Origin of the sequence: Mycobacterium gordonae (assembly GCF_017086405.1) — a bacterium.
GTDB lineage: Bacteria > Actinomycetota > Actinomycetes > Mycobacteriales > Mycobacteriaceae > Mycobacterium > Mycobacterium gordonae_D.
The window spans coordinates 5878378-5895850 of record NZ_CP070973.1 but is presented as its reverse complement, the minus strand read 5'-3'; the positions used below and the strand labels follow the sequence as shown (position 1 = coordinate 5895850).

Annotated in this window: 17 protein-coding genes, 1 tRNA gene and 1 pseudogene; 14 read left to right on the top strand and 5 right to left on the bottom strand. The window is 67.5% G+C overall.

The window, feature by feature from the left end:
- Positions 1 to 20: 20 nt before the first annotated feature.
- The 6 genes from glp (at position 21) to JX552_RS25175 (ending at position 5726) form a co-directional block, all read left to right on the top strand.
- Positions 21 to 1301, top strand: coding sequence for a molybdotransferase-like divisome protein Glp (gene glp / locus JX552_RS25200; protein WP_205874524.1), 1281 nt, complete (start codon positions 21 to 23; stop codon positions 1299 to 1301).
- A gap of 14 nt (positions 1302 to 1315) precedes the next feature.
- The gene (locus JX552_RS25195; protein ID WP_205874523.1) at positions 1316 to 1969 is read left to right on the top strand and encodes a GNAT family N-acetyltransferase; all 654 of its coding nucleotides are present in this window, start codon (positions 1316 to 1318) and stop codon (positions 1967 to 1969) included.
- Positions 1970 to 2228: 259 nt separating this feature from the next.
- Positions 2229 to 3287 carry a divisome protein SepX/GlpR gene (gene sepX / locus JX552_RS25190; RefSeq protein WP_205874522.1) on the top strand — a complete coding sequence of 353 codons (1059 nt, stop codon included), beginning with the start codon at positions 2229 to 2231 and terminating at the stop codon, positions 3285 to 3287.
- A gap of 49 nt (positions 3288 to 3336) precedes the next feature.
- Positions 3337 to 3412 (top strand) — tRNA-Ala (locus JX552_RS25185).
- 262 nt (positions 3413 to 3674) lie between these two features.
- On the top strand, positions 3675 to 4538 hold the full coding sequence (locus tag JX552_RS25180; protein WP_205874521.1) for a bestrophin family protein: 864 nt from the start codon (positions 3675 to 3677) through the stop codon (positions 4536 to 4538).
- Positions 4539 to 4916: 378 nt separating this feature from the next.
- Entirely contained in the window at positions 4917 to 5726 is an 810-nt protein-coding gene (locus JX552_RS25175) for a sulfotransferase family protein (RefSeq protein ID WP_205874520.1), read from the top strand.
- Between the two features lie 130 nt (positions 5727 to 5856).
- Here JX552_RS25175 and JX552_RS33495 read toward each other — a convergent pair whose 3' ends face one another.
- Entirely contained in the window at positions 5857 to 8346 is a 2490-nt protein-coding gene (locus JX552_RS33495) for a PE family protein (RefSeq protein ID WP_205874519.1), read from the bottom strand.
- Positions 8347 to 8478: 132 nt separating this feature from the next.
- Positions 8479 to 8715: pseudogene (locus JX552_RS25165) on the bottom strand (hypothetical protein); the annotation flags it as partial.
- Between the two features lie 441 nt (positions 8716 to 9156).
- Here JX552_RS25165 and JX552_RS25160 point away from each other — a divergent pair.
- Complete coding sequence (locus tag JX552_RS25160) at positions 9157 to 10113, top strand: helix-turn-helix transcriptional regulator (RefSeq protein ID WP_205874518.1); 957 nt, start codon at positions 9157 to 9159, stop codon at positions 10111 to 10113.
- A gap of 50 nt (positions 10114 to 10163) precedes the next feature.
- Positions 10164 to 12107, top strand: a complete 1944-nt coding sequence (locus JX552_RS25155) for a SpoIIE family protein phosphatase (protein WP_205874517.1) — start codon at positions 10164 to 10166, stop codon at positions 12105 to 12107.
- On the opposite strand, the gene JX552_RS25150 is transcribed toward JX552_RS25155, so the two are convergent.
- On the bottom strand, positions 12099 to 12641 hold the full coding sequence (locus JX552_RS25150; RefSeq protein ID WP_205874516.1) for a hypothetical protein: 543 nt from the start codon (positions 12639 to 12641) through the stop codon (positions 12099 to 12101). The genes JX552_RS25155 and JX552_RS25150 overlap by 9 nt on opposite strands.
- A 285-nt stretch (positions 12642 to 12926) precedes the next feature.
- Between JX552_RS25150 and JX552_RS33780 the strand changes: the two genes are divergently transcribed.
- From JX552_RS33780 to JX552_RS25140, 3 genes are all read left to right on the top strand, one after another.
- On the top strand, positions 12927 to 13070 hold the full coding sequence (locus JX552_RS33780; protein WP_346779289.1) for a hypothetical protein: 144 nt from the start codon (positions 12927 to 12929) through the stop codon (positions 13068 to 13070).
- A complete protein-coding gene (locus JX552_RS33775) occupies positions 13067 to 13210 on the top strand; it encodes a hypothetical protein (protein WP_346779288.1) in 144 nt (47 codons plus the stop codon). Before JX552_RS33780 ends, JX552_RS33775 begins: the two co-directional genes overlap by 4 nt.
- Positions 13211 to 13314: 104 nt before the next feature.
- A complete protein-coding gene (locus JX552_RS25140; RefSeq protein ID WP_205874515.1) occupies positions 13315 to 13560 on the top strand; it encodes a hypothetical protein in 246 nt (81 codons plus the stop codon).
- A gap of 2 nt (positions 13561 to 13562) precedes the next feature.
- Here JX552_RS25140 and JX552_RS25135 read toward each other — a convergent pair whose 3' ends face one another.
- A complete protein-coding gene (locus JX552_RS25135) occupies positions 13563 to 14309 on the bottom strand; it encodes a class I SAM-dependent methyltransferase (protein ID WP_205874514.1) in 747 nt (248 codons plus the stop codon).
- Between the two features lie 134 nt (positions 14310 to 14443).
- Between JX552_RS25135 and pat the strand changes: the two genes are divergently transcribed.
- From pat to JX552_RS25120, 3 genes are read left to right on the top strand one after another with little or no spacing between them, the layout of a single operon-like run.
- Complete coding sequence (gene pat, locus JX552_RS25130) at positions 14444 to 15439, top strand: acetyltransferase Pat (RefSeq protein WP_205874513.1); 996 nt, start codon at positions 14444 to 14446, stop codon at positions 15437 to 15439.
- A 37-nt stretch (positions 15440 to 15476) separates the two neighbouring features.
- On the top strand, positions 15477 to 16148 hold the full coding sequence (locus JX552_RS25125) for a DUF5642 family protein (protein WP_205874512.1): 672 nt from the start codon (positions 15477 to 15479) through the stop codon (positions 16146 to 16148).
- A gap of 27 nt (positions 16149 to 16175) precedes the next feature.
- Complete coding sequence (locus JX552_RS25120; protein WP_205874511.1) at positions 16176 to 16835, top strand: DUF5642 family protein; 660 nt, start codon at positions 16176 to 16178, stop codon at positions 16833 to 16835.
- On the opposite strand, the gene JX552_RS25115 is transcribed toward JX552_RS25120, so the two are convergent.
- Positions 16832 to 17440, bottom strand: a complete 609-nt coding sequence (locus tag JX552_RS25115; RefSeq protein ID WP_205874510.1) for an alpha-ketoglutarate-dependent dioxygenase AlkB — start codon at positions 17438 to 17440, stop codon at positions 16832 to 16834. The two genes, JX552_RS25120 and JX552_RS25115, sit on opposite strands and share 4 nt — an antisense overlap.
- Positions 17441 to 17473: the final 33 nt, after the last annotated feature.

Here is a 17473-nt window from a genome sequence, read left to right as displayed (position 1 = left end):
GGACGGCGGGAAGGCGCACTGTGCGTTCTGTGGAGGAGCAACAGGCACGGATATCGGCAGCGGCGGTGGCCCCCAGGCCCATCAAAGTTGCGATCGCCGAGGCCCAGGGGCTGCTGTGCGCCGAAGAGGTCGTGACCGAGCGCCCGCTCCCCGGTTTCGACCAGGCCGCCATCGACGGATACGCGGTGCGCAGCGTCGACGTGCTCGGGGTCGGTGATTCGGGGCCCCTGGAGGCCGTCGGCGACGACGGCGTCGCCGGGGTTCGCGAGGTGGTCACCCTGCCGGTGATGGGGACCATCGAGGCCGGTACACGGACTCCGAGCCGGCTGCAGCCGAAGCAGGCGGCTCGCGTGCAGACCGGTGCGCCGCTGCCGACCCTCGCGGACGCCGTGCTGCCGCTGCGCTGGACCGACGGCGGAATGAACCGGGTTCGGATTCTGCGTGGGGCGCCCTCGGGTGCCTATGTGCGACGCGCCGGTGACGACGTGCAACCGGGGGATGTGGCGGTACGGTCCGGGACGATCATCGGCCCCGCGCAGGTGGGGCTGTTGGCGGCGGTCGGCCGCGAACGCGTGCTGGTGCATCCGCGCCCGCGGGTGTCGGTGATGGCGGTCGGCGGCGAGCTGGTCGACATTTCCCGCAGTCCCGGCAACGGTCAGGTCTACGACGTGAACTCCTACGCGCTGGCGGCGGCGGCACGCGATGCCGGGGCCGAGGTCAACCGCGTCGGGATCGTCAGCAACAACCCGAAGGAACTCGGCGAGATCGTCGAGGGCCAGCTCAACCGGGCCGAAGTGCTAGTGATCGCCGGCGGGGTGGGCGGTGCGGCAGCAGAGGCCGTCCGTGCCGTGCTGTCTGAACTCGGTGACATGGAGGTTGTGCGGGTGGCCATGCATCCGGGTTCGGTGCAGGGCTTCGGTCAGCTCGGCCGCGACGGCGTGCCGACGTTTCTGTTGCCGGCCAACCCGGTCAGCGCCTTGGTGGTCTTCGAGGTGATGGTGCGGCCGCTGATCCGGCTGTCCCTGGGCAAGCGGCATCCGATGCGCCGCATCGTGCAGGCCCGCACCCTGTCGCCGATCACCTCGGTGGCTGGTCGCAAAGGGTTTCTCCGCGGGCAGCTGATGCGCGATCAGGAGAGCGGCGAGTATCTGGTGCAGGCGTTGGGTGGAGCGCCGGGAGCGTCCTCGCATCTGCTGGCCACACTTGCCGAGGCGAACTGTCTGGTCGTGGTACCCAGTGGGGCCGAGCAGATCCGTACCGGCGAAATCGTCGACGTCGCCTTCCTGGCTCAGCACGGCTGATCGCGGCGGGGCCCGTGAACCTGTTGCGATCCAATTCCCGCCATCCTGGCTGGCCGCTGAGCATGGGACCGCTGCGAGTCGCGGCCGGGGTGATCCGGTTGCGGCCGGTGCGCATGCGCGATGGCGCGCAGTGGAGCCGGATCCGGCTGGCCGACCGTGCGAAGTTGGAGCCGTGGGAGCCCAGTACGGATGGTGACTGGTCGGTGCGTCACTCCGTGGCTGCGTGGCCGGCGGTGTGCTCGGGGCTGCGCGCCGAGGCGCGCAAGGGGCGGATGCTGCCCTACGTGATCGAGTTGGACGGGCAGTTCTGCGGGCAGCTCACCATCGGCAATGTCACGCACGGTGCGTTGCGGTCGGCGTGGATCGGCTACTGGGTGTCCAGTGAGCACACCGGCGGCGGGGTGGCCACGGGTGCGGTCGCCTTGGGGCTCGACCACTGCTTCGGCCCGGTGATGCTGCACCGGGTCGAGGCCACCGTCCGCCCGGAGAATGCCGCCAGCCGCGCTGTGCTGGCGAAAGCAGGCTTCCGCGAAGAGGGCCTGCTGCGGCGGTATCTGGAAGTCGACCGCGGCTGGCGCGACCACCTGCTGGTGGCGCTGACCGTGGAAGAGGTTTACGGATCGGTGGCATCGACGCTGGTGCGGGCCGGTCGTGCCAGCTGGCTCTGACTTTTTGCCCCATGTTCCGCCGAGATGGCGGTCAGGGCTGTGATCGGGCGCTGATGGCGACCGTGACGGCAATCTCGATGCCTGCACACATAGGGCGCGCACCCAACCGAAATAAAAATGTGGCTAGCGTGACATATGTGGCGTGTGATGCTTGAAAGAGGCAAATTACAGGTGTGTAATTGCCCTGGTCGCAGCGACCCGGCCACGCAGGTCAACGATCAGGCCTCGCGGGGATCGCAACCGAAGAGAGCAGGTCATCATGCCAAGCATCCCGCAATCGTTGTTGTGGATCTCGCTTGTGGTGCTGTGGTTGTTCGTGCTGGTGCCGATGCTGATCAGCAAGCGCGACGCGGTCCGGCGCACCAGCGACCTGGCCCTGGCGACCAGAGTGCTCAATGGCGGTGCCGGTGCCCGCCTGCTCAAGCGGACCGGTCCGGCGGCCGGTCACCGCAGCGACCCCGACTGGAAGCCCGAGGAAGACTGGGACACCGAGCCGATCGACGGCGCCTTCGCCGACGCTGACACCGATCACGCGGCCGACGACGCCGACACCGACGAATTGATTTCCCAGCGATCGGCCGTCACCGCGATGGCACGGGCCGATCAGGTGGCCGAGGCCGCCGACGCCGAGCCCGACTACCTCGACGTCGACGTGATCGACGAGAACGCGCCTGCGCTGCCGGTGGGTGCCAGCGCGGCACAGTCTCAGGGGCCGGCGCTGCTTGCGGTCGAGCCCGAGGCAATCGACGAGCACGATGTCGAGCACGACGACCTTGCTGATGACGAGTACGAGTACGTCGAGGACTCCTCCGGGTTGGAGCCCGAGGAAGACGACGACGAGATGGACGCCGCGCCACCGGTCTACCCGGTCGGTGTCAACCGGCGCCTCCGGTTCGACAACAAGACCGCCGCGGCGGTCAGCGCCCGCAAGTACACGTTCCGTAAGCGGGTGCTGGTGGCGATGGCGGTTGTGCTGGTCGGGTCGGCGATCGCCGCCTTCGAGGTAACGCCGACGGCGTGGTGGCTGTGCGCGTTTGCGACCACAGTCACCTTGATGTACCTGTTCTACCTGCGGCGGCAGACCAAGATCGAGGAGAAGGTGCGCCGGCGCCGGATGCAGCGGATGGCGCGCAGCCGGCTGGGCGTGGAGAACACCCAGGACCGCGAATACGACCTGGTTCCCTCGCGGTTGCGTCGCCCGGGCGCGGTGGTCTTGGAGATCGACGACGAGGACCCGATTTTCGAGCACCTGGACTATGCGGTGCCGATGCGCAACTACGGTTGGCCTCGCGACCTGCCGCGCGCTGTCGGACAGTAGTCGCGGTTCGTTGCATCGCGACCGCGGCTGGTAGCCTGCTTAGCGATCAGGGGCTATGGCGCAGTTGGTAGCGCGACTCGTTCGCATCGAGTAGGTCAGGGGTTCGAATCCCCTTAGCTCCACCAGTGTGATGAGTCGCGTCACCGGTTACAGATTCCCCGGCCATCGGCCGGGGTTTCGTTTTGGTTGGGCCGGTAGTCGTGGTGGGGTCGATGGTGTGGCGATTGTGTAGCGTTCCCTGGTGATGGCGCGAGCTTCATCCATCCGGCGGTGGTGCGGCAGGGGCATGATTCGCAGTTTGAAACTTGGCATGGCCGTCGCCACGAAGCTCTCACGAAGAAGCCCGCGCCCGTTGAGCCCATCTAACCCAACTACGCGAAATTAATTATGATCCAATACGATTCGCACAAATGGCTGGACCACTTTTTTGACATCCGCGGCTCGCTGGTCCGGGAGATCATCGGCCGAGTCTCCCTATGCGTCGCCTGGTCGGCGGCGGTCGTGGCCTTTCACAACTATGTCGCGCCGGTCGGCATGCCCATCCAGCTGCACACACTAATGGGCCTCGCCCTTGGTCTCCTTCTGGTTTTCCGCACCAGCTCCAGCTATGACCGTTTCTGGGAGGGGCGCAAACTATGGGGAGGGATCGTGAATGAAACACGGAACCTCGTCCGGAGCGCCAGCGTGTACATCAAGGGGGATCCGGCGCTGGTCGCCCGACTCACTCGATGGACAGCTGCCTTTGCCTGGGCGGCCATGCACCGCCTGCGCGGTACCGAAGGCCTCGGACCGCAAATCACCGAACTTCCGCCCGCCGAGGCGCAGAAGGCGATCGACGCCCAACATCCCGCTCTCGCTGTCGCCGGCAACATGTCCGACTGCCTCCGGGAGGCCCGCGAGCGCGGCCTGATCTCTGACATCATGCTCACGTCGATGGACCAGAACATTCAGCTCCTGGTCGACTACCTCGGCGGCTGCGAACGAATTCACAAAACGCCGATGCCCTTCGCCTACGCCGTTCACCTGCGCCGGGCCCTTGTGCTCTATTGCTTCACCCTCCCGTTCGCCATGGTCGACACCTTCGGCTGGACCACAATTGTCGACGTCCTGATCATCGCTTACACATTCTTCGGCATCGAGGAAATCGGCGTCGAGATTGAAAGCCCCTTCGGCGATGACGCGAATGACCTTCCGCTCGAGGACATCTGCGAAACGATTCACAAGAACGTTTACGCCCAGGCAGGCATTTAGCAGCACTCGCAATGCCCTTCCCGCTAAGGGATGTCTTATCCGGATCCGATTTGTCTCCGACGGTCGAGTTCCTCCCAATGCCTCCACCAGTCACCAGTACCTCCACCAGTGCGAGACATCGCTGCCCGCATAGTCCTACTTTGCCAACGAGGTATTCCAGGTGTAGCGGCTGGCGGCCGCCGCGGCGGCTGGGGGCCTCGACCGGGCGATTGTTCCGATCCAGTGTTCCCAGAAGCCGGGGTGATGAGCTTGGACAGGCGGCCGCGTTCCTGTGCGATCGCCGATAAAGGAATTTGCGATCGGTTAATATGACGGCGTTACACGGGGTAGACGTCCGCCGGGTATTTCATGGCGCGGAATTGAGGTCAGGGGTGTGCCGTGAAAGCCATTCATTTCATCTCGGGTCTGCCGCGTTCGGGTTCGACGCTGCTAGCCGCGTTGCTACGCCAGAACCCGCGGTTCCAGGCGGGAATGTCGGGTCCGTTGGCGGGCCTGTTCGGTGCCCTGCTCGACGAGATGAGCGGGCGCAACGAGTTCTCGGTGTTCATCGATGACGCCAAGCGCGAGCGCATCCTGCGCGGGCTGTTCGACGACTTCTATGCGGACTCCACCGCCGAGGTGATCTTTGACACCAATCGCGGCTGGTGTGCGTGGATGCCGGCGATTGCGAGACTGTTTCCCGATGCGAAAGTGATTGCCTGCGTGCGTGAACTGCAGTGGGTGGTGGACAGCATCGAGCGGTTGATCCAACGCAACGTCTTCAGCCCGTCGTCGATCTTCAACTACAGTGCCGGCGGAACGGTCTATAGCCGCGCTCAACAAGTGGTGGCGCCCGATGGCATGGTCGGCGGCCCTTACGATGCCCTCAAGCAGGCCTGCTACGGCGCGCAACGGGATCGACTGTTGTTGCTGCAGTACGAAACCCTGAGCACCGACCCGGCCAAGGCGATGCAGGCCGTCTACTCGTTTCTCGGCGAGCCGGTGTTCGACCACGACTTCAGCAACGTCCAATACGACGTCACCGAGTTCGACGAGCGCGCCGGCACGCCCGGACTGCACACCGTGCGCCCCATGGTCAAGGCTGAACAGCGCGATACGTTGCTACCGCCGGACCTGTTCGACCGCTTCATCCACGACGCCTTCTGGCGCGACCCGGAGGGGATTCCCCCCGGGCTGATGATCGTGTGAGGTTTGTTCTGTCGCAAGGCGAAGTGCTGCTTCGCGCGTTTCGCGTCCCGGCACGCATGACAATGGACATAGGGCAAACCACGAGCCCATGCCGGGCTGGTGACGCGGGGCGTCGATCATCGGCGATCTGTCACGGCACATTCGCGCCGGGTGTACCGATGATCACGTCTCCCGTTACGACGGCGGGAGGGGGAACCGTGAGGTCGGCGGAGCCGCCGTTGCCGCCGGTGTTGCCTGAGCCGGTGCCGCTACCGCCGTTGCCGCCGGTGCCGGTGCTGGTGGTGATGGTGCCGCCGGCGTTTGCCTGGAAGACGGATTCCCCGCCAGTGCCGCCGCTGCCGTTGGTAATGCCGGCACCGCCGGCCCCGCCGTTGGTGGCGCTGTCACTGACCGTGCCACCCCCGACGGCATTGATTCGGCCGAGGCTTCCGGCGCCGCCGTTGCCGCTGCCGGTACCGGCCCCGCCGAGCCCGCCGGTTGCCGAGCTATTACTGACGGAGCTGCCCGCCCCATTAGCGAAGAGGGTGCCGCCGCCCCCTACGCCGCCGCGGCCGCCACCGAGGCCCGCCCCACCGCCGCCGCCCGTCGCCGTGCTGCCAGTGACGGCGCCGCCGTAATAGCCTCTGATGGAGCTGTAGCTTCCGTAGCCGCCGATGCCGCCGGTGGAGCCCGCGCCGCCGGCGCCGCCCGTGGAGATGGCGCTGACGGAGGTGCCCGCGCCCCTGGCGGCGATGTAGCCACCGCCGCCGGAACCGCCGCGGCCGTTGGTGGCGCCCGCACCGCCGAGGCCGCCGGTGGCCGTTCCAGTGGCGGTGCCGCCGTTATAACCGCCGATCCGGGCGACGCCTCCGTTGCCGCCGCGGCCGCCGGTGGTGCCCGCGCCGCCGATGCCGCCGCTGGCGGTCCCGCTGGCGGAGCCGCCTGAATTGGCAAATAGGTAGCCGCTCCCGCCGGCGCCGCCGCTGCCACTGGTGCCCGCGCCCCCGACGCCACCGGTGGCTGTGCCAGTGACGGTGCCACCCGCGCTAGCGCTGACGCTGGCGTTGCCGCCGCGGCCGCCGGTCGCGGAGCTGGTTCCACCGACCCCGCCGTCCCCGCCGGTGGCAGTTCCGGTGACGGAGCTGCCTGCCCCGCTGGCGAAGAGGGTGGCGTTGCCTCCGGTACCGCCAACGCCGCCCGGCGCCACGGTGGTACCGGCGCCGCCGATGCCGCCGACACCGCCGATCGCGCTACCGCTGGCCGTGCCACCGCCGGTGGACACCACCCTGGCGCCCCCGCCGCCACCGCCGCCGCCACCGCCGTAGCCCGGCCCGCCGCTGGTGGCTGCTGCGCCTGCGCCGCCGGCCCCGCCGGCGCCAGCGGTCGCACCCGTACCGTCAGCCCCGCCGCTGCCGCCGTGACCGCCGTCTCCGCCGGCACCGTCGGTGCCACCGACGCCGCCAGAAAGGCCGCCCCTGCCGCCGGTACCGCCAGACCCACCCCCGCTCGTCGAGGTGCCGACGCCGCCCAGCCCGCCGGTGCCGCCCCTGCCGCCGTCACCGGCGCTAGCTGCGGCACCAGCGGACCCCAAGAATCCGCCCGAGCCACCGGCTCCGCCGACGCCACCGGTGCCGCCGTCGCCGCCTATACCGCCGCTACCGGCGCTGGCGAACTGCGTGCCCGCGGCGCCCTGCGCGCCCGTCCCACCCATGCCACCGTCCCCGCCGACACCGCCGGCCCCGCCGGCCGCGAACAGCCCGACAGCGTGGCCCCCGACACCACCGACCCCGCCCGGGCCGCCGCGGCCGGCAGCCGCACCGGGCGCGGCCATCGGGTCGGCGGTCGGGTTATAGCCGGGTCCGCCCTGCCCACCGGCACCACCGGCACCGGCGGCTCCACACAGCTGATAGCTGGTGCCGCCGGCCCCGCCATGACCACCCATGCCGGCCGCCGCTGTTGCTGAACCGGCCGCACCCAGCCCACCGACACCACCGGCCCCGCCGCCGCCGAACAGCAGCCCACCAGCACCCCCGTTGCCTCCGGTACCGCCGACCGCGCCGCTGCCCGAATAGGCGGTCCCGCCGGACCCGCCGTGACCACCGGTGCCGAACAGGAACGCCGACCCACCGGCGCCACCACTGCCGCCGGCGGGGCTGGCGACTGTACCCGGCGTGCCTGACCCGCCATCGCCTCCGTTGCCCCACAACCATCCACCGGGCCCACCGGCCTGCCCGGTGCCCGGCGCCCCATTGGTGCCTGGCCCGAACAGCGGGCGCCCGGTGAACTGCTGGACCGGCGCATTGATCGCGTCTTGCACCCCCGCAGCCGCCGCCGCGGCCGCTTGCAGCGGCGACGCGGCGGCAGCCTCGGTGGTGGCATACAAAAACCCACCGCCATTTAGCGCCTGCACGAATTGGTCATGAAACAGCGACACCTGAGCACCCAGCGATTGGAACTGCTGGGCATAACCACCAAACAACGTCGCGACCGCCGCCGAGACTTCATCCTCAGCAGCCGCCGCAATCCACGTCGTCGAACCCTGCGCTGCCGCGCGGGCCTCCCTGATCGACGACCCCAGGCTGGTCAAGCTGGAAGACGCTGCGGCAAACTCGTCGGGCGCGGCGAACAGAGAAGAAGACATGCTAACCCCCATCACGAGCGGGCGACCAGTCCGAGGAAAATCCTCACGACAATGTCGAGACGCTACGCGCGCCCGTCCGAGTAATCGCGGGCCTTTCCGATCTGATGACACAGGTCCCGTGCTTTAGGGACCTAGGTCACACGTCTCGAGGCTGGCAAGTGAGCGCAGCAAGAACCCGGATTCGGGTCGGCGGCGGCGCAGATTTCGCAGGAAAGTCTCGCGCGATCTGCGGGGTGGGCCGAGGGCACCGGGTTGGCTTCAGGTCGTGAAAGAACCGCTCCCGGTTCGCCAGTCGCCGGTTGATCAGATCGGCTTCGCCGTCCGTCTGGCCAGGAAGTCCCGGCAACCCTCAATGCCGCAGCGATTCATCGTGTCTCTATTCCTTTGAAATCGTTGTCGCATAACGGCGTAACCGCTCGCCGTCGTGCTTTTCGGTGGCCAGCCGGCGAAAGGCCCAGTGGGGAAGGACAATCCGATTTCACCGGATTCGGCGTCCGCGGTAACCTGCTGCGCCTCTTTCGCCCTGCTGATCACGCCGACCAGGAATTCGAGGAGCGGGCCGGAGATCTCGGCCAAGGCGGCCTCGAACGATCACGCCCGCGTGTCGGGCGGCCGGGCCTCGCGGACGGATGGTGGAGCAGTCCTGGTGACCCCAAAGGGCACGCTATGCAAACGATCGTCGATGACGGCCGCCAGCGACACCGGGCCAGGTCGCCAGTTTTGCTGGATTAGCAGGGCCCTTGTTGGATAATGGGCCTTGTCGGTTCAACACGATGCCGCGGTAGTGGTCGCTATTGAAAGCCCGCGCAAATGTTCACTGTCCTACTCGACACCACCGACCTCGGCGAGGCCGAGGAGGTTGTCAGCGCCAGCTTCGGGCGCATCCGGATGGCGGCGGGTGAGCACGGGCTACCGACCCGGAGTCGGCTGCAGCGGTCTATGGTCGGGTCGACGAGTGTCGATGTCGCCCACTTCGACTACACCTTCAGCTACGCCATGGTTCCCCCAGAGCGGATCCTGCTGGTCCGAGTCCATTCGGGCAGCATCGACGCCCGCGTCGAACGGGGTGCTTTCCAAGGATTCGGCGCGGGTCAGGTCGGGGCTTTCGGCGCCGTCGCGGGCGAGTCGCTGATCGGGATGTGCCGCCACACGAATGCCGACGTCTATTCCCTGGACCGGGATCTGCTCAGCCTCGTCGCGGCCGACTCGCCGGATCCCCGGGACATGGTGCGGCTCACCGGCTCGGTCCCGATATCCCCGGCTGCCGGCGCGCAGTTGGTCGCCGCGCTGGACCACGTGCGCGAATCGGTGGCTGTGGACCCGGACGCGGGCCGGAACCCGCTCGTCGTGAGTGCCGCGCAGCGTTACGTCGCGGCGAGCATGCTGGCCGCCTTCCCCAGCACCGCGGAGTTGGAGCCGATCGCCCAGGACCGACGCGACAGCACCCCGGTCCTGCTCAGACGCGCCATCGCGTTCATCGAAGACAACGCCGACACCGACATCTCGCTGACCGACATCGCGGGCGCGGTCTACGTCACTCCGCGGGCTTTGCAGTACATGTTCCGTAAACACCGTGACTGCACGCCGATGGAATACGTACGCCGCGTCCGCTTGCACCAAGCCCATCTCGACCTTGTCGCGGGGGACCAGGAAACGGTGACCGTGGGCGGCGTCGCGCGGCGATGGGGATTCGGGCATCTGGGCCGCTTCGCCGTCTACTATCGGCAGCATTACGGCGAGAGTCCGCATGTCACCCTCCGCGGCTAGGCGGCGCCCCTGCCGAGTGGGAATTGCAGCGCCAGGGGTACAGGGGTGCGATGAGTGCCGACGATGACGTCGACCGCAGCTGTGGCGGTGACGGCGCGGTGCGCGCGACCTTTGACAGCCTGCCGGTGATCGCCTGCGCGCTGGACGGACCCCGGCTGCGGCTGGTGGCCTGCAACGCGGCGCATCGCGCCTTCTACCCGAACGCGCTGCTGGGGGTGGCCGCCGACGACTTCGGACCCGAGCTTCGTGAGCAAGGCATTCTCGACATGTACGACCGCGTCTATCAGACCGGTGAACCGCTGCGCATCGCCGACGTGCGTGTCCAGGTCGACCTGGACGGGACCGGAATTCGGGAACGTTTTGTCGACATCACCGCGGTTCCACAGCGCGGTCGACGGGGCGAGATCACCGGTGTCCTGATCGTCGGCGCGGATACGACCGAGTCGGTACGGGCCCGGCTGGCTGCCGAAGAGCGGGCCCGCGAAATGGCGGGTCGGTATCAGTCGGTGCGTGCCGCGGCCGACGTCATGCAGCGCGCGCTGCTTTCGTCGAGTTTGCCGGTGGTGCCCGGCGCTGAGATCGCCGCCACGTATCTGGTGGCGACGCAGGACACCGCTGCCGGTGGTGACTGGTTCGACGCGCTCACCGATCCCGCAGGGCGATTGCTGCTGGTGGTCGGGGACGTGGTGGGGCATGGGGTGCACGCTGCGGCGGTGATGGCTCAACTGCGCACCGCGGTCAGAATGCAACTTCACACCGGCGCAAGCATTGTCGACGCCCTGTCAGCCGTGGACCGGTTCATCGCGGAAATCCCGGGGGCGAGGTCGGCCACCTTGTGTGTCGCCCGGTTCGACACGGCAACCGGGGAAGTCGAATATTGCACCGCCGGCCATCCGCTACCGCTGGTCATCACCGCTGTCGGCAAGGCGCACTATCTGCAGCCTTCCGGAGCGGGCCCGCTGGGCAGCGGTCGTGGTTTCGGCACCCGGAGGGCAACTCTGGCGGTGGGGGACGTGGTGATGCTCTACAGCGACGGGATCATCGAACGGCCCGGTCGCGAACTCGCCGCCAGTTCCGCCGAAGTCGCCGACATGGCGGTCCGGGTCCTCAGCGGGAAGATCTTTCCGCTCGATCCGGCCCAGACGGGGGTGGACAGGCTGTGTTCGCAGGCGGTGGAGTTATTGGTGCGCGCCACCGGATACAGCGACGACATCACGCTGCTCGCCGCCCAGCGCCGCACTGCTCCACCGTCGTTCCACGTCGAAGGCCGGGCGGACGAGACCGCCGAGCGCACGGTGCGGGCGAGGCTGCGTCAGTGGCTGGCGGGGTTGGGGGCCGACGCCGGCAACACCCTGTCCCTCGTGCACGCCGTCAGCGAACTTGTCGCCAACGTGGCCGAACATGCCTATGCCACAGCATCTCCCGGTGACTTCACCATTGACGCGGAACTCAACGAAAATGGTCGGGTACGGGTGGTGGTGGCGGATTCCGGCACCTGGAAGCCAACCGACAGCGACGCCCGCCGGGGCCGTGGTCTGTTCATCGCCCAAGCGGCGGTGCCTGACTTGGTCATCAGACACGGCGCGGAGGGCACTACAGCCACGGCTACTCAACTGCTGACGCGGCCGTCGGTCTTTACCGAGTTGGCCGTGCCGGCGCCACGGGCCTCTACGCCGACCACATTCGACGTCGGCACCTGCGATGACGACTACATCGTCGTCGTCGGAGATGTCGATACCCTCGCCGCACCGGAACTGGCAGAGGCACTTTCGGCACTCAGCAGGGCCGGCACCAGGTCGGTTATGGTCGATTTGAGCGCGGTCACCCATCTGGGCTCCGCCGCCGTCAGTGTGCTCGCCGACGCATGCGAACGTGCCGATCGCCAGCACACCCTGTGCACCCTCGTCGCGGTGCCCGGTGGCCCCGCACACGACATCCTCGCCATGGTGGGGTTGCCTACGACTGAGGTGGCGGTCGACCCGCCGTTACGCTGATTCGAGTGAAAATAGTTCGGGTGCAATGGGTTTGGTGCGGTAGGTGCGCGCACCCGAGGATACGGTCAGCACGATGCGCGGTGACGGGTCTTCGCTGCCAGCGGCGTTCTGCGCGGCAGTGGCGAACCGTTGTGCGTGCCGAAACTCGGTGAGGAAGACGGCGCTGCCCTGGGGCGGGATCTCACAGGGAACGTCGTCGCCGGCAATCGGCTTCTCGACCGGCACCAGCGAGGTCCCGTCGGGATCGGTGCGGATGGCCCAGCCCGCGACCTGAAACGGGGCCCGGCCCGCATTGACCACCCTGACGCCGATGATGAGCGGAATGTCCTCGAGCTGGTCCGCGACGGCGGCCAGTGACTCGCGCACGTCGCAACTGGCGTCATTGGTCACCAGCCCGTCGGTCGTCAGCCGTCCGATTACGGGCTTGAGTCTCGGACGGGGTCGCTGTTGCCGGTAGGCGGCCAGCTGCCAACCCAGCGAAATCACCGCGAGGACGGTCGCGACCAAGCCGAGAACGAACCCGGCGACGCTCATCGCACGCTCCAGAAATCCACCACGAGATAAAACTACTGGCTAGAGTCGTTGCCTTGGGGGAAGGAGGGGTGGCGAGTGAGCAGTTGGATCGTCGCCAATGTGTGATCGTGGCTTCTGCTGATTCTGCTGGTCGTCCTCATCGCCAGCGGCGCGGTGCTGGTCCGCCAACTGGTCCGAAGCAAGTTTCCCCAGCTCGGCGCCGGTGACCACAACGATGCCATCCGGTTCGCGTATGGGATCGTCGGCTACGTCTAGCCGTTCTTCATCGGTGTCGTCGTCTCCGGCATGTGGAGCCAGATCAGCACCGAGGACGCCCAGGCCCGCGATGAAGACACGGCCGGGATCCAGCTGGCCAGGGACCTCACCGCGTCCGACCAGCCCGACGCCGACCGAATCCGGGCGTCGCGCATCCCCGGATCCACAGCGTGACGGTCGTGACCGTGGGCGTACTGGTGGTGGCGAGCCGGGTTCTCGTCCTTGAGTTTTCGCACCCCTTTGTGGGCGAGATGGCAACCTCGCCCGACCCGCTGCGCGATGTGATCACGGTGCGTTCGGTTCCGTCGACCTGACCGTGCGGCGCGGAGCCTGATGAAGTTCCAAAATTCCGCTGAGCAATCACTGAGACCGTGTTTCGGCACCGGAGTGTGTCGTGATCCGGCCCTAGCCTCATGGGATGAGCACCAAGTACTACTTGCAGAAGGTCCCTGCCGAGTCCGTCGAACCCGGCTATTCGCTGGCCATCCCAGACGGCGGCAGATTCCGCCTCTTCGAGGTCGAATGCGTGCAGATGTCGCAGCGCAGCGGGCAACCCATGATGATCACCCTGACGTCGCAAGGGGCACGGCCGCGGGTGCTGGAATATGAAGCCGGTACCCCGGTGGTCCGGTTGTTCGGTGTCTGCGAGGCCGCCGCGTCGTAGCGCTACTCCGGTTTGGCCCCCGTGACGAACTGCAGCGCACGCTGCGTCTGCTGTTCGACATCGATCAACCTGGCCTCGGTGAACAGGTCGACGAAGGCGTCCTTGTCAAACATGGTGAGCCCGATCAGGCGCGCTGTGGTGTTGAGGGCCAGGTTGATCGGCGGTGGCTGGCCGGCGTAACTGGTCAGGATGGCGATCCGTCCGCCGGGCCGCAGCACCCGGATCATCTCGTGGGCGACCCGGAACGGCTCGGGTATCAGGTAGAGCGCACCGAAACAGCAAACGGCATCGAAGGTCTCGTCGCCGAACGGCAACTCGCGCGCATCGCCGCGCACGTAACAGGTCCGTGGTCCGCTGTTGTCCTGCACGGCCCGGGTCAGCATCGGCTCGGAAATGTCGAACCCCACCGCAAGACTGCCGGTGGACAGTTGTGCGGCCAGCGGCGCGGTGAAATTGCCTGGGCCGCAAGCCACGTCGAGCAACCTCTTGGCGCTGCGCAGGTGCAGGGCGGTTGCCGCGCGGCGCTCCTCGGCCTGCGTGGTGACGCCGCTGGCCAGATAGAAAGACGTCGGGCGCCACAGCCCTTCGTACACGGTGGCGACGAACGGGCTATTCATGGCCCGTTGAGCAAACGTGGGAACCGGAGCAGCGGTCGATTCGCCCAACACGTCGAGGTAGCCGTGCCGCAACGTCGCGGGCTTGTTGAGCAGACTGCGGGTCAATTCGACCCGGTCCTGGTTGTCGATCATCTCTGGTCCGTTTCGGGAGTCTTGGGTCTGACTGGCGACCTGCTGCCAGGCTAGTGCGAGTGCCGCGGCGCTCCTTGCAGGGGCGGTAGCCGACGCCATAACCTGGGGCGGATCGGACCCAAGCTGGGTTAAGCATGGACGGGATGGCCGAATTGGGCGTCGTGGGGGCCGAAGAACTCGCGGGAATGGACATCTTCAAAGGTTGTCCAACCGAGGATCTGCTACCGCTGGCGTCCTGTCTTGCCCCGCTGCAGGCCCCGGCCGGGCAGATGCTGATGCGCCAGGGGGAGCACGCCGTCTCCTTCCTGCTGATCAACTCGGGCAGCGCCGAGGTGATGCACGTCGGCGAGGACGACACGGTGATCGTCGAACAGTTGGTGCCCGGCATGATCGTCGGGGAGATCGCGTTGCTCCGCGACATTCCGCGCACCGCGACGGTCACCACGCTCGAACCGCTGACCGGCTGGATCGGCGGCAAAGACGCCTTGACCCAGATGGTGCATATCCCCGGGATCATGGACCGGCTGGTCCGCACCGTCCGGCAGCGTCTGGCTGCTTTCATCGCACCGATCCCGGTTCAGATGCGCGACGGCAGCGAGCTGATGCTGCGTCCCGTCCTGCCCGGCGACAGCGAACGCACCGTGCACGGGCACGTCCACTTTTCCAGCGAGACGATCTACCGGCGCTTCATGTCCGCGCGGGTGCCCAGCCTGGCGATGATGCACTACCTGGCCGAGGTCGACTACGTCGACCACTTCGTGTGGGTCATGGTCGACGGCAGCGACCCGGTGGCCGACGCCCGTTTTGTCCGCGACGAGAAGGATCCGACGATCGCCGAGATCGCCTTCACGGTGGCCGACGCGTATCAGGGCCGAGGGATCGGAACGTTTCTGATCGGTGCGCTGGCCGTGGCCGCCCGGGTGGACGGTGTCGAAAGATTCTCTGCGCGAATGCTTTCCGACAACCTGCCGATGCGCACCATCATGGACCAGCACGGCGCGGTCTGGCAGCGCGAGGACATCGGCGTCATCACCACCGTCATCGATGTGCCGCGCAAGCCGGGTTTCGGGCGTGCCATGGAGGAACAGATCAGAAAGGTCGCCCGACAGGTGATCGAGGTGGTGAGTTGATCAGAGCTGCGGCCGTGTTGCCGTGATATGAACGGGCATGCGGCCGTTCTGGTTTGGCCTGCTGTCGGCCTTGGTGCCGGCAGCCTGCGCGGCATCGCCCGCGCCGACTCCCTCGGTGACCTCGTCCTCTCCGGCGGCTGCGCCGGCGCCGGGAGGCATCACCCCCGCCAACATCCGCCGCGTGGGTCGGGAGTTGCCGCCCGATTACGAGTCGTCCAACATCGCCCGTGCCTCCTCGCCCCGCGTCATCTGGGGCCTTGGCGACCCGACGGTGGCAAACCCGCCCGACTGCATGGCGCTGGCCGATCCGGCGGCCGGGCGCGATCAGCCCGCGCAGGGTGTCTCCGGCTCAGGGTCGGGCGGAATCGTCGACGCGGTCGTCGTGGCGACGCCGGTGGCACTGGCCCGCGACGTCGTGGCCGCCTGCGCGCACTGGGACCTGGCCGCCGGGCGCACCCAGGTGAGTGTGGGGCTCATCGACGCGCCGCCGGTGGACGGCGCGCAGACCCTTGGCATGGTTGCCGACATCCGCGCCGCCGCCGAGTCGGGCAGCGAAATCGATTCACGCGCATACACATTCATTGCCTACCTGGGTGGCTACTACGCGTTCACCACACTCACCACCGATCCCGGATCGATGTTGCCGCCGCTACCGGCGCAGTTCGCCGCAGATCTACTGGTCAAAACGGTCTCTACGTTGCGCGGCTGAGCATCGGGGTTGGGTAGATTGGCCACGATGTTCAAGCTGGTGCTCGCACTGTGTTCGGTGTGCCTGCTCGTCGGCTGCTCCCCGGGGGCGGACCACTCGAGGCCCGCCAAGGGCGACATCGCGAAGATCTTGGACGTGAAGTCGAGCTTCGGACCGGAATTCAAGGTCACCGACGTCACTCCCCGCGCGATCGACCCGCAGTTCTTCGCCTCCCGCAAGCTGCCCGACGGGCTCACCTTCGACCCGCCGAACTGCGCCAAAGCCGCCGTCGGGCCCGACATGCCGGCGGGCGTGGAAGGCAACATGGCGGCTATCTCCGCTGAGGGCAACGGCAATCGTTTCGTGGCGATCGCGGTAGAGACCTCCAAAGCGCTGCCCCTCAGTGACCCCGGCAAGGACTGTGCCAAAGTCGGGTTTTCCGGTGCTCAGCTGCGCGGCGCCATCGAGGTCGTCGATGCCCCGCAGATCGACGGCGTCCACACCCAGGCTGTGCACCGCGTGTTGCAGGCGTTGGTGCAGGGGTCGCCGCGGACCGGGGAGCTCTACGACTATTCCGCGCAATTCGGTGACTATCAGGTGATCGTCATCGCCAACCCGCTGGTGGTTCCCGGCCAGCCGGTGGCCAAGGTCGATACTCAGCGGGCGCGCGACCTGCTGGTCAAGGCGGTGAACGCGGTCCGCGGCTAGCGCACGTCCCGGGGCCGGAATTGGATGCTGACCCTGGGGCCCGCCGCCCCGGTCGTCTTGGGAACCGCATGCTCCCAGGTGCGCTGGCACGAGCCGCCCATCACCAGCAGATCGCCGTGCGCCAGCGGAAACCGCAGCGAAGGGCCGCCGCCGCGTCGCCGCATCGCAAACGTGCGGGTGGCCCCCAGGCTGACGATCGCCACCATGGTGTCCTGCGAGCTGCTGCGGCCGATCGTGTCGCCGTGCCACGCCACGCTGTCCGAACCATCCCGGTAGCAGCACAATCCGACGGTGGTGAAGGGTTCACCCAGCTCACCGCCATAGATGTCGTTGAGGCGCCGCCGCAGCCGGGCCAGCGCTGGGTGCGGCGGATCTTCTACCGCCAGATCGTGGAAACTGACCAGCCGGGGCACATCGACCACCCGGTCGTACATCTGCCGGCGCTCGGCCCGCCACGGCACGGTGTGTAGCAGCGCCTCGAGCAGGTCCAGGCCGTCTATCGGGCCGTCGCGCAGCCAATTAGCGCGGATGTCGATGAAGGCGCCGTCGCCGAGTTGTCTGCGTTCGTTGTGCTCGAATAGCGAGCCCTGCGCCGCGATCGCCACGGATTCGAGTCTATCGCACACCAGTTCGATCGT

Excerpts from the sequence above, each read along its gene's own strand:
- JX552_RS33495 (WP_205874519.1), bottom strand. The coding sequence starts at position 8,346 with ATGTCTTCTTCTCTGTTCGCCGCGCCCGACGAGTTTGCCGCAGCGTCT.
- JX552_RS25120 (WP_205874511.1), top strand. The coding sequence starts at position 16,176 with ATGTTCAAGCTGGTGCTCGCACTGTGTTCGGTGTGCCTGCTCGTCGGC.
- JX552_RS25125 (WP_205874512.1), top strand. The coding sequence starts at position 15,477 with ATGCGGCCGTTCTGGTTTGGCCTGCTGTCGGCCTTGGTGCCGGCAGCC.
- JX552_RS25150 (WP_205874516.1), bottom strand. The coding sequence starts at position 12,641 with ATGAGCGTCGCCGGGTTCGTTCTCGGCTTGGTCGCGACCGTCCTCGCG.
- JX552_RS33780 (WP_346779289.1), top strand. The coding sequence starts at position 12,927 with ATGTGGAGCCAGATCAGCACCGAGGACGCCCAGGCCCGCGATGAAGAC.
- pat (WP_205874513.1), top strand. The coding sequence starts at position 14,444 with ATGGACGGGATGGCCGAATTGGGCGTCGTGGGGGCCGAAGAACTCGCG.
- JX552_RS25160 (WP_205874518.1), top strand. The coding sequence starts at position 9,157 with ATGTTCACTGTCCTACTCGACACCACCGACCTCGGCGAGGCCGAGGAG.
- JX552_RS25155 (WP_205874517.1), top strand. The coding sequence starts at position 10,164 with ATGAGTGCCGACGATGACGTCGACCGCAGCTGTGGCGGTGACGGCGCG.
- JX552_RS25135 (WP_205874514.1), bottom strand. The coding sequence starts at position 14,309 with ATGATCGACAACCAGGACCGGGTCGAATTGACCCGCAGTCTGCTCAAC.
- sepX (WP_205874522.1), top strand. The coding sequence starts at position 2,229 with ATGCCAAGCATCCCGCAATCGTTGTTGTGGATCTCGCTTGTGGTGCTG.
- JX552_RS25140 (WP_205874515.1), top strand. The coding sequence starts at position 13,315 with ATGAGCACCAAGTACTACTTGCAGAAGGTCCCTGCCGAGTCCGTCGAA.
- JX552_RS25180 (WP_205874521.1), top strand. The coding sequence starts at position 3,675 with ATGATCCAATACGATTCGCACAAATGGCTGGACCACTTTTTTGACATC.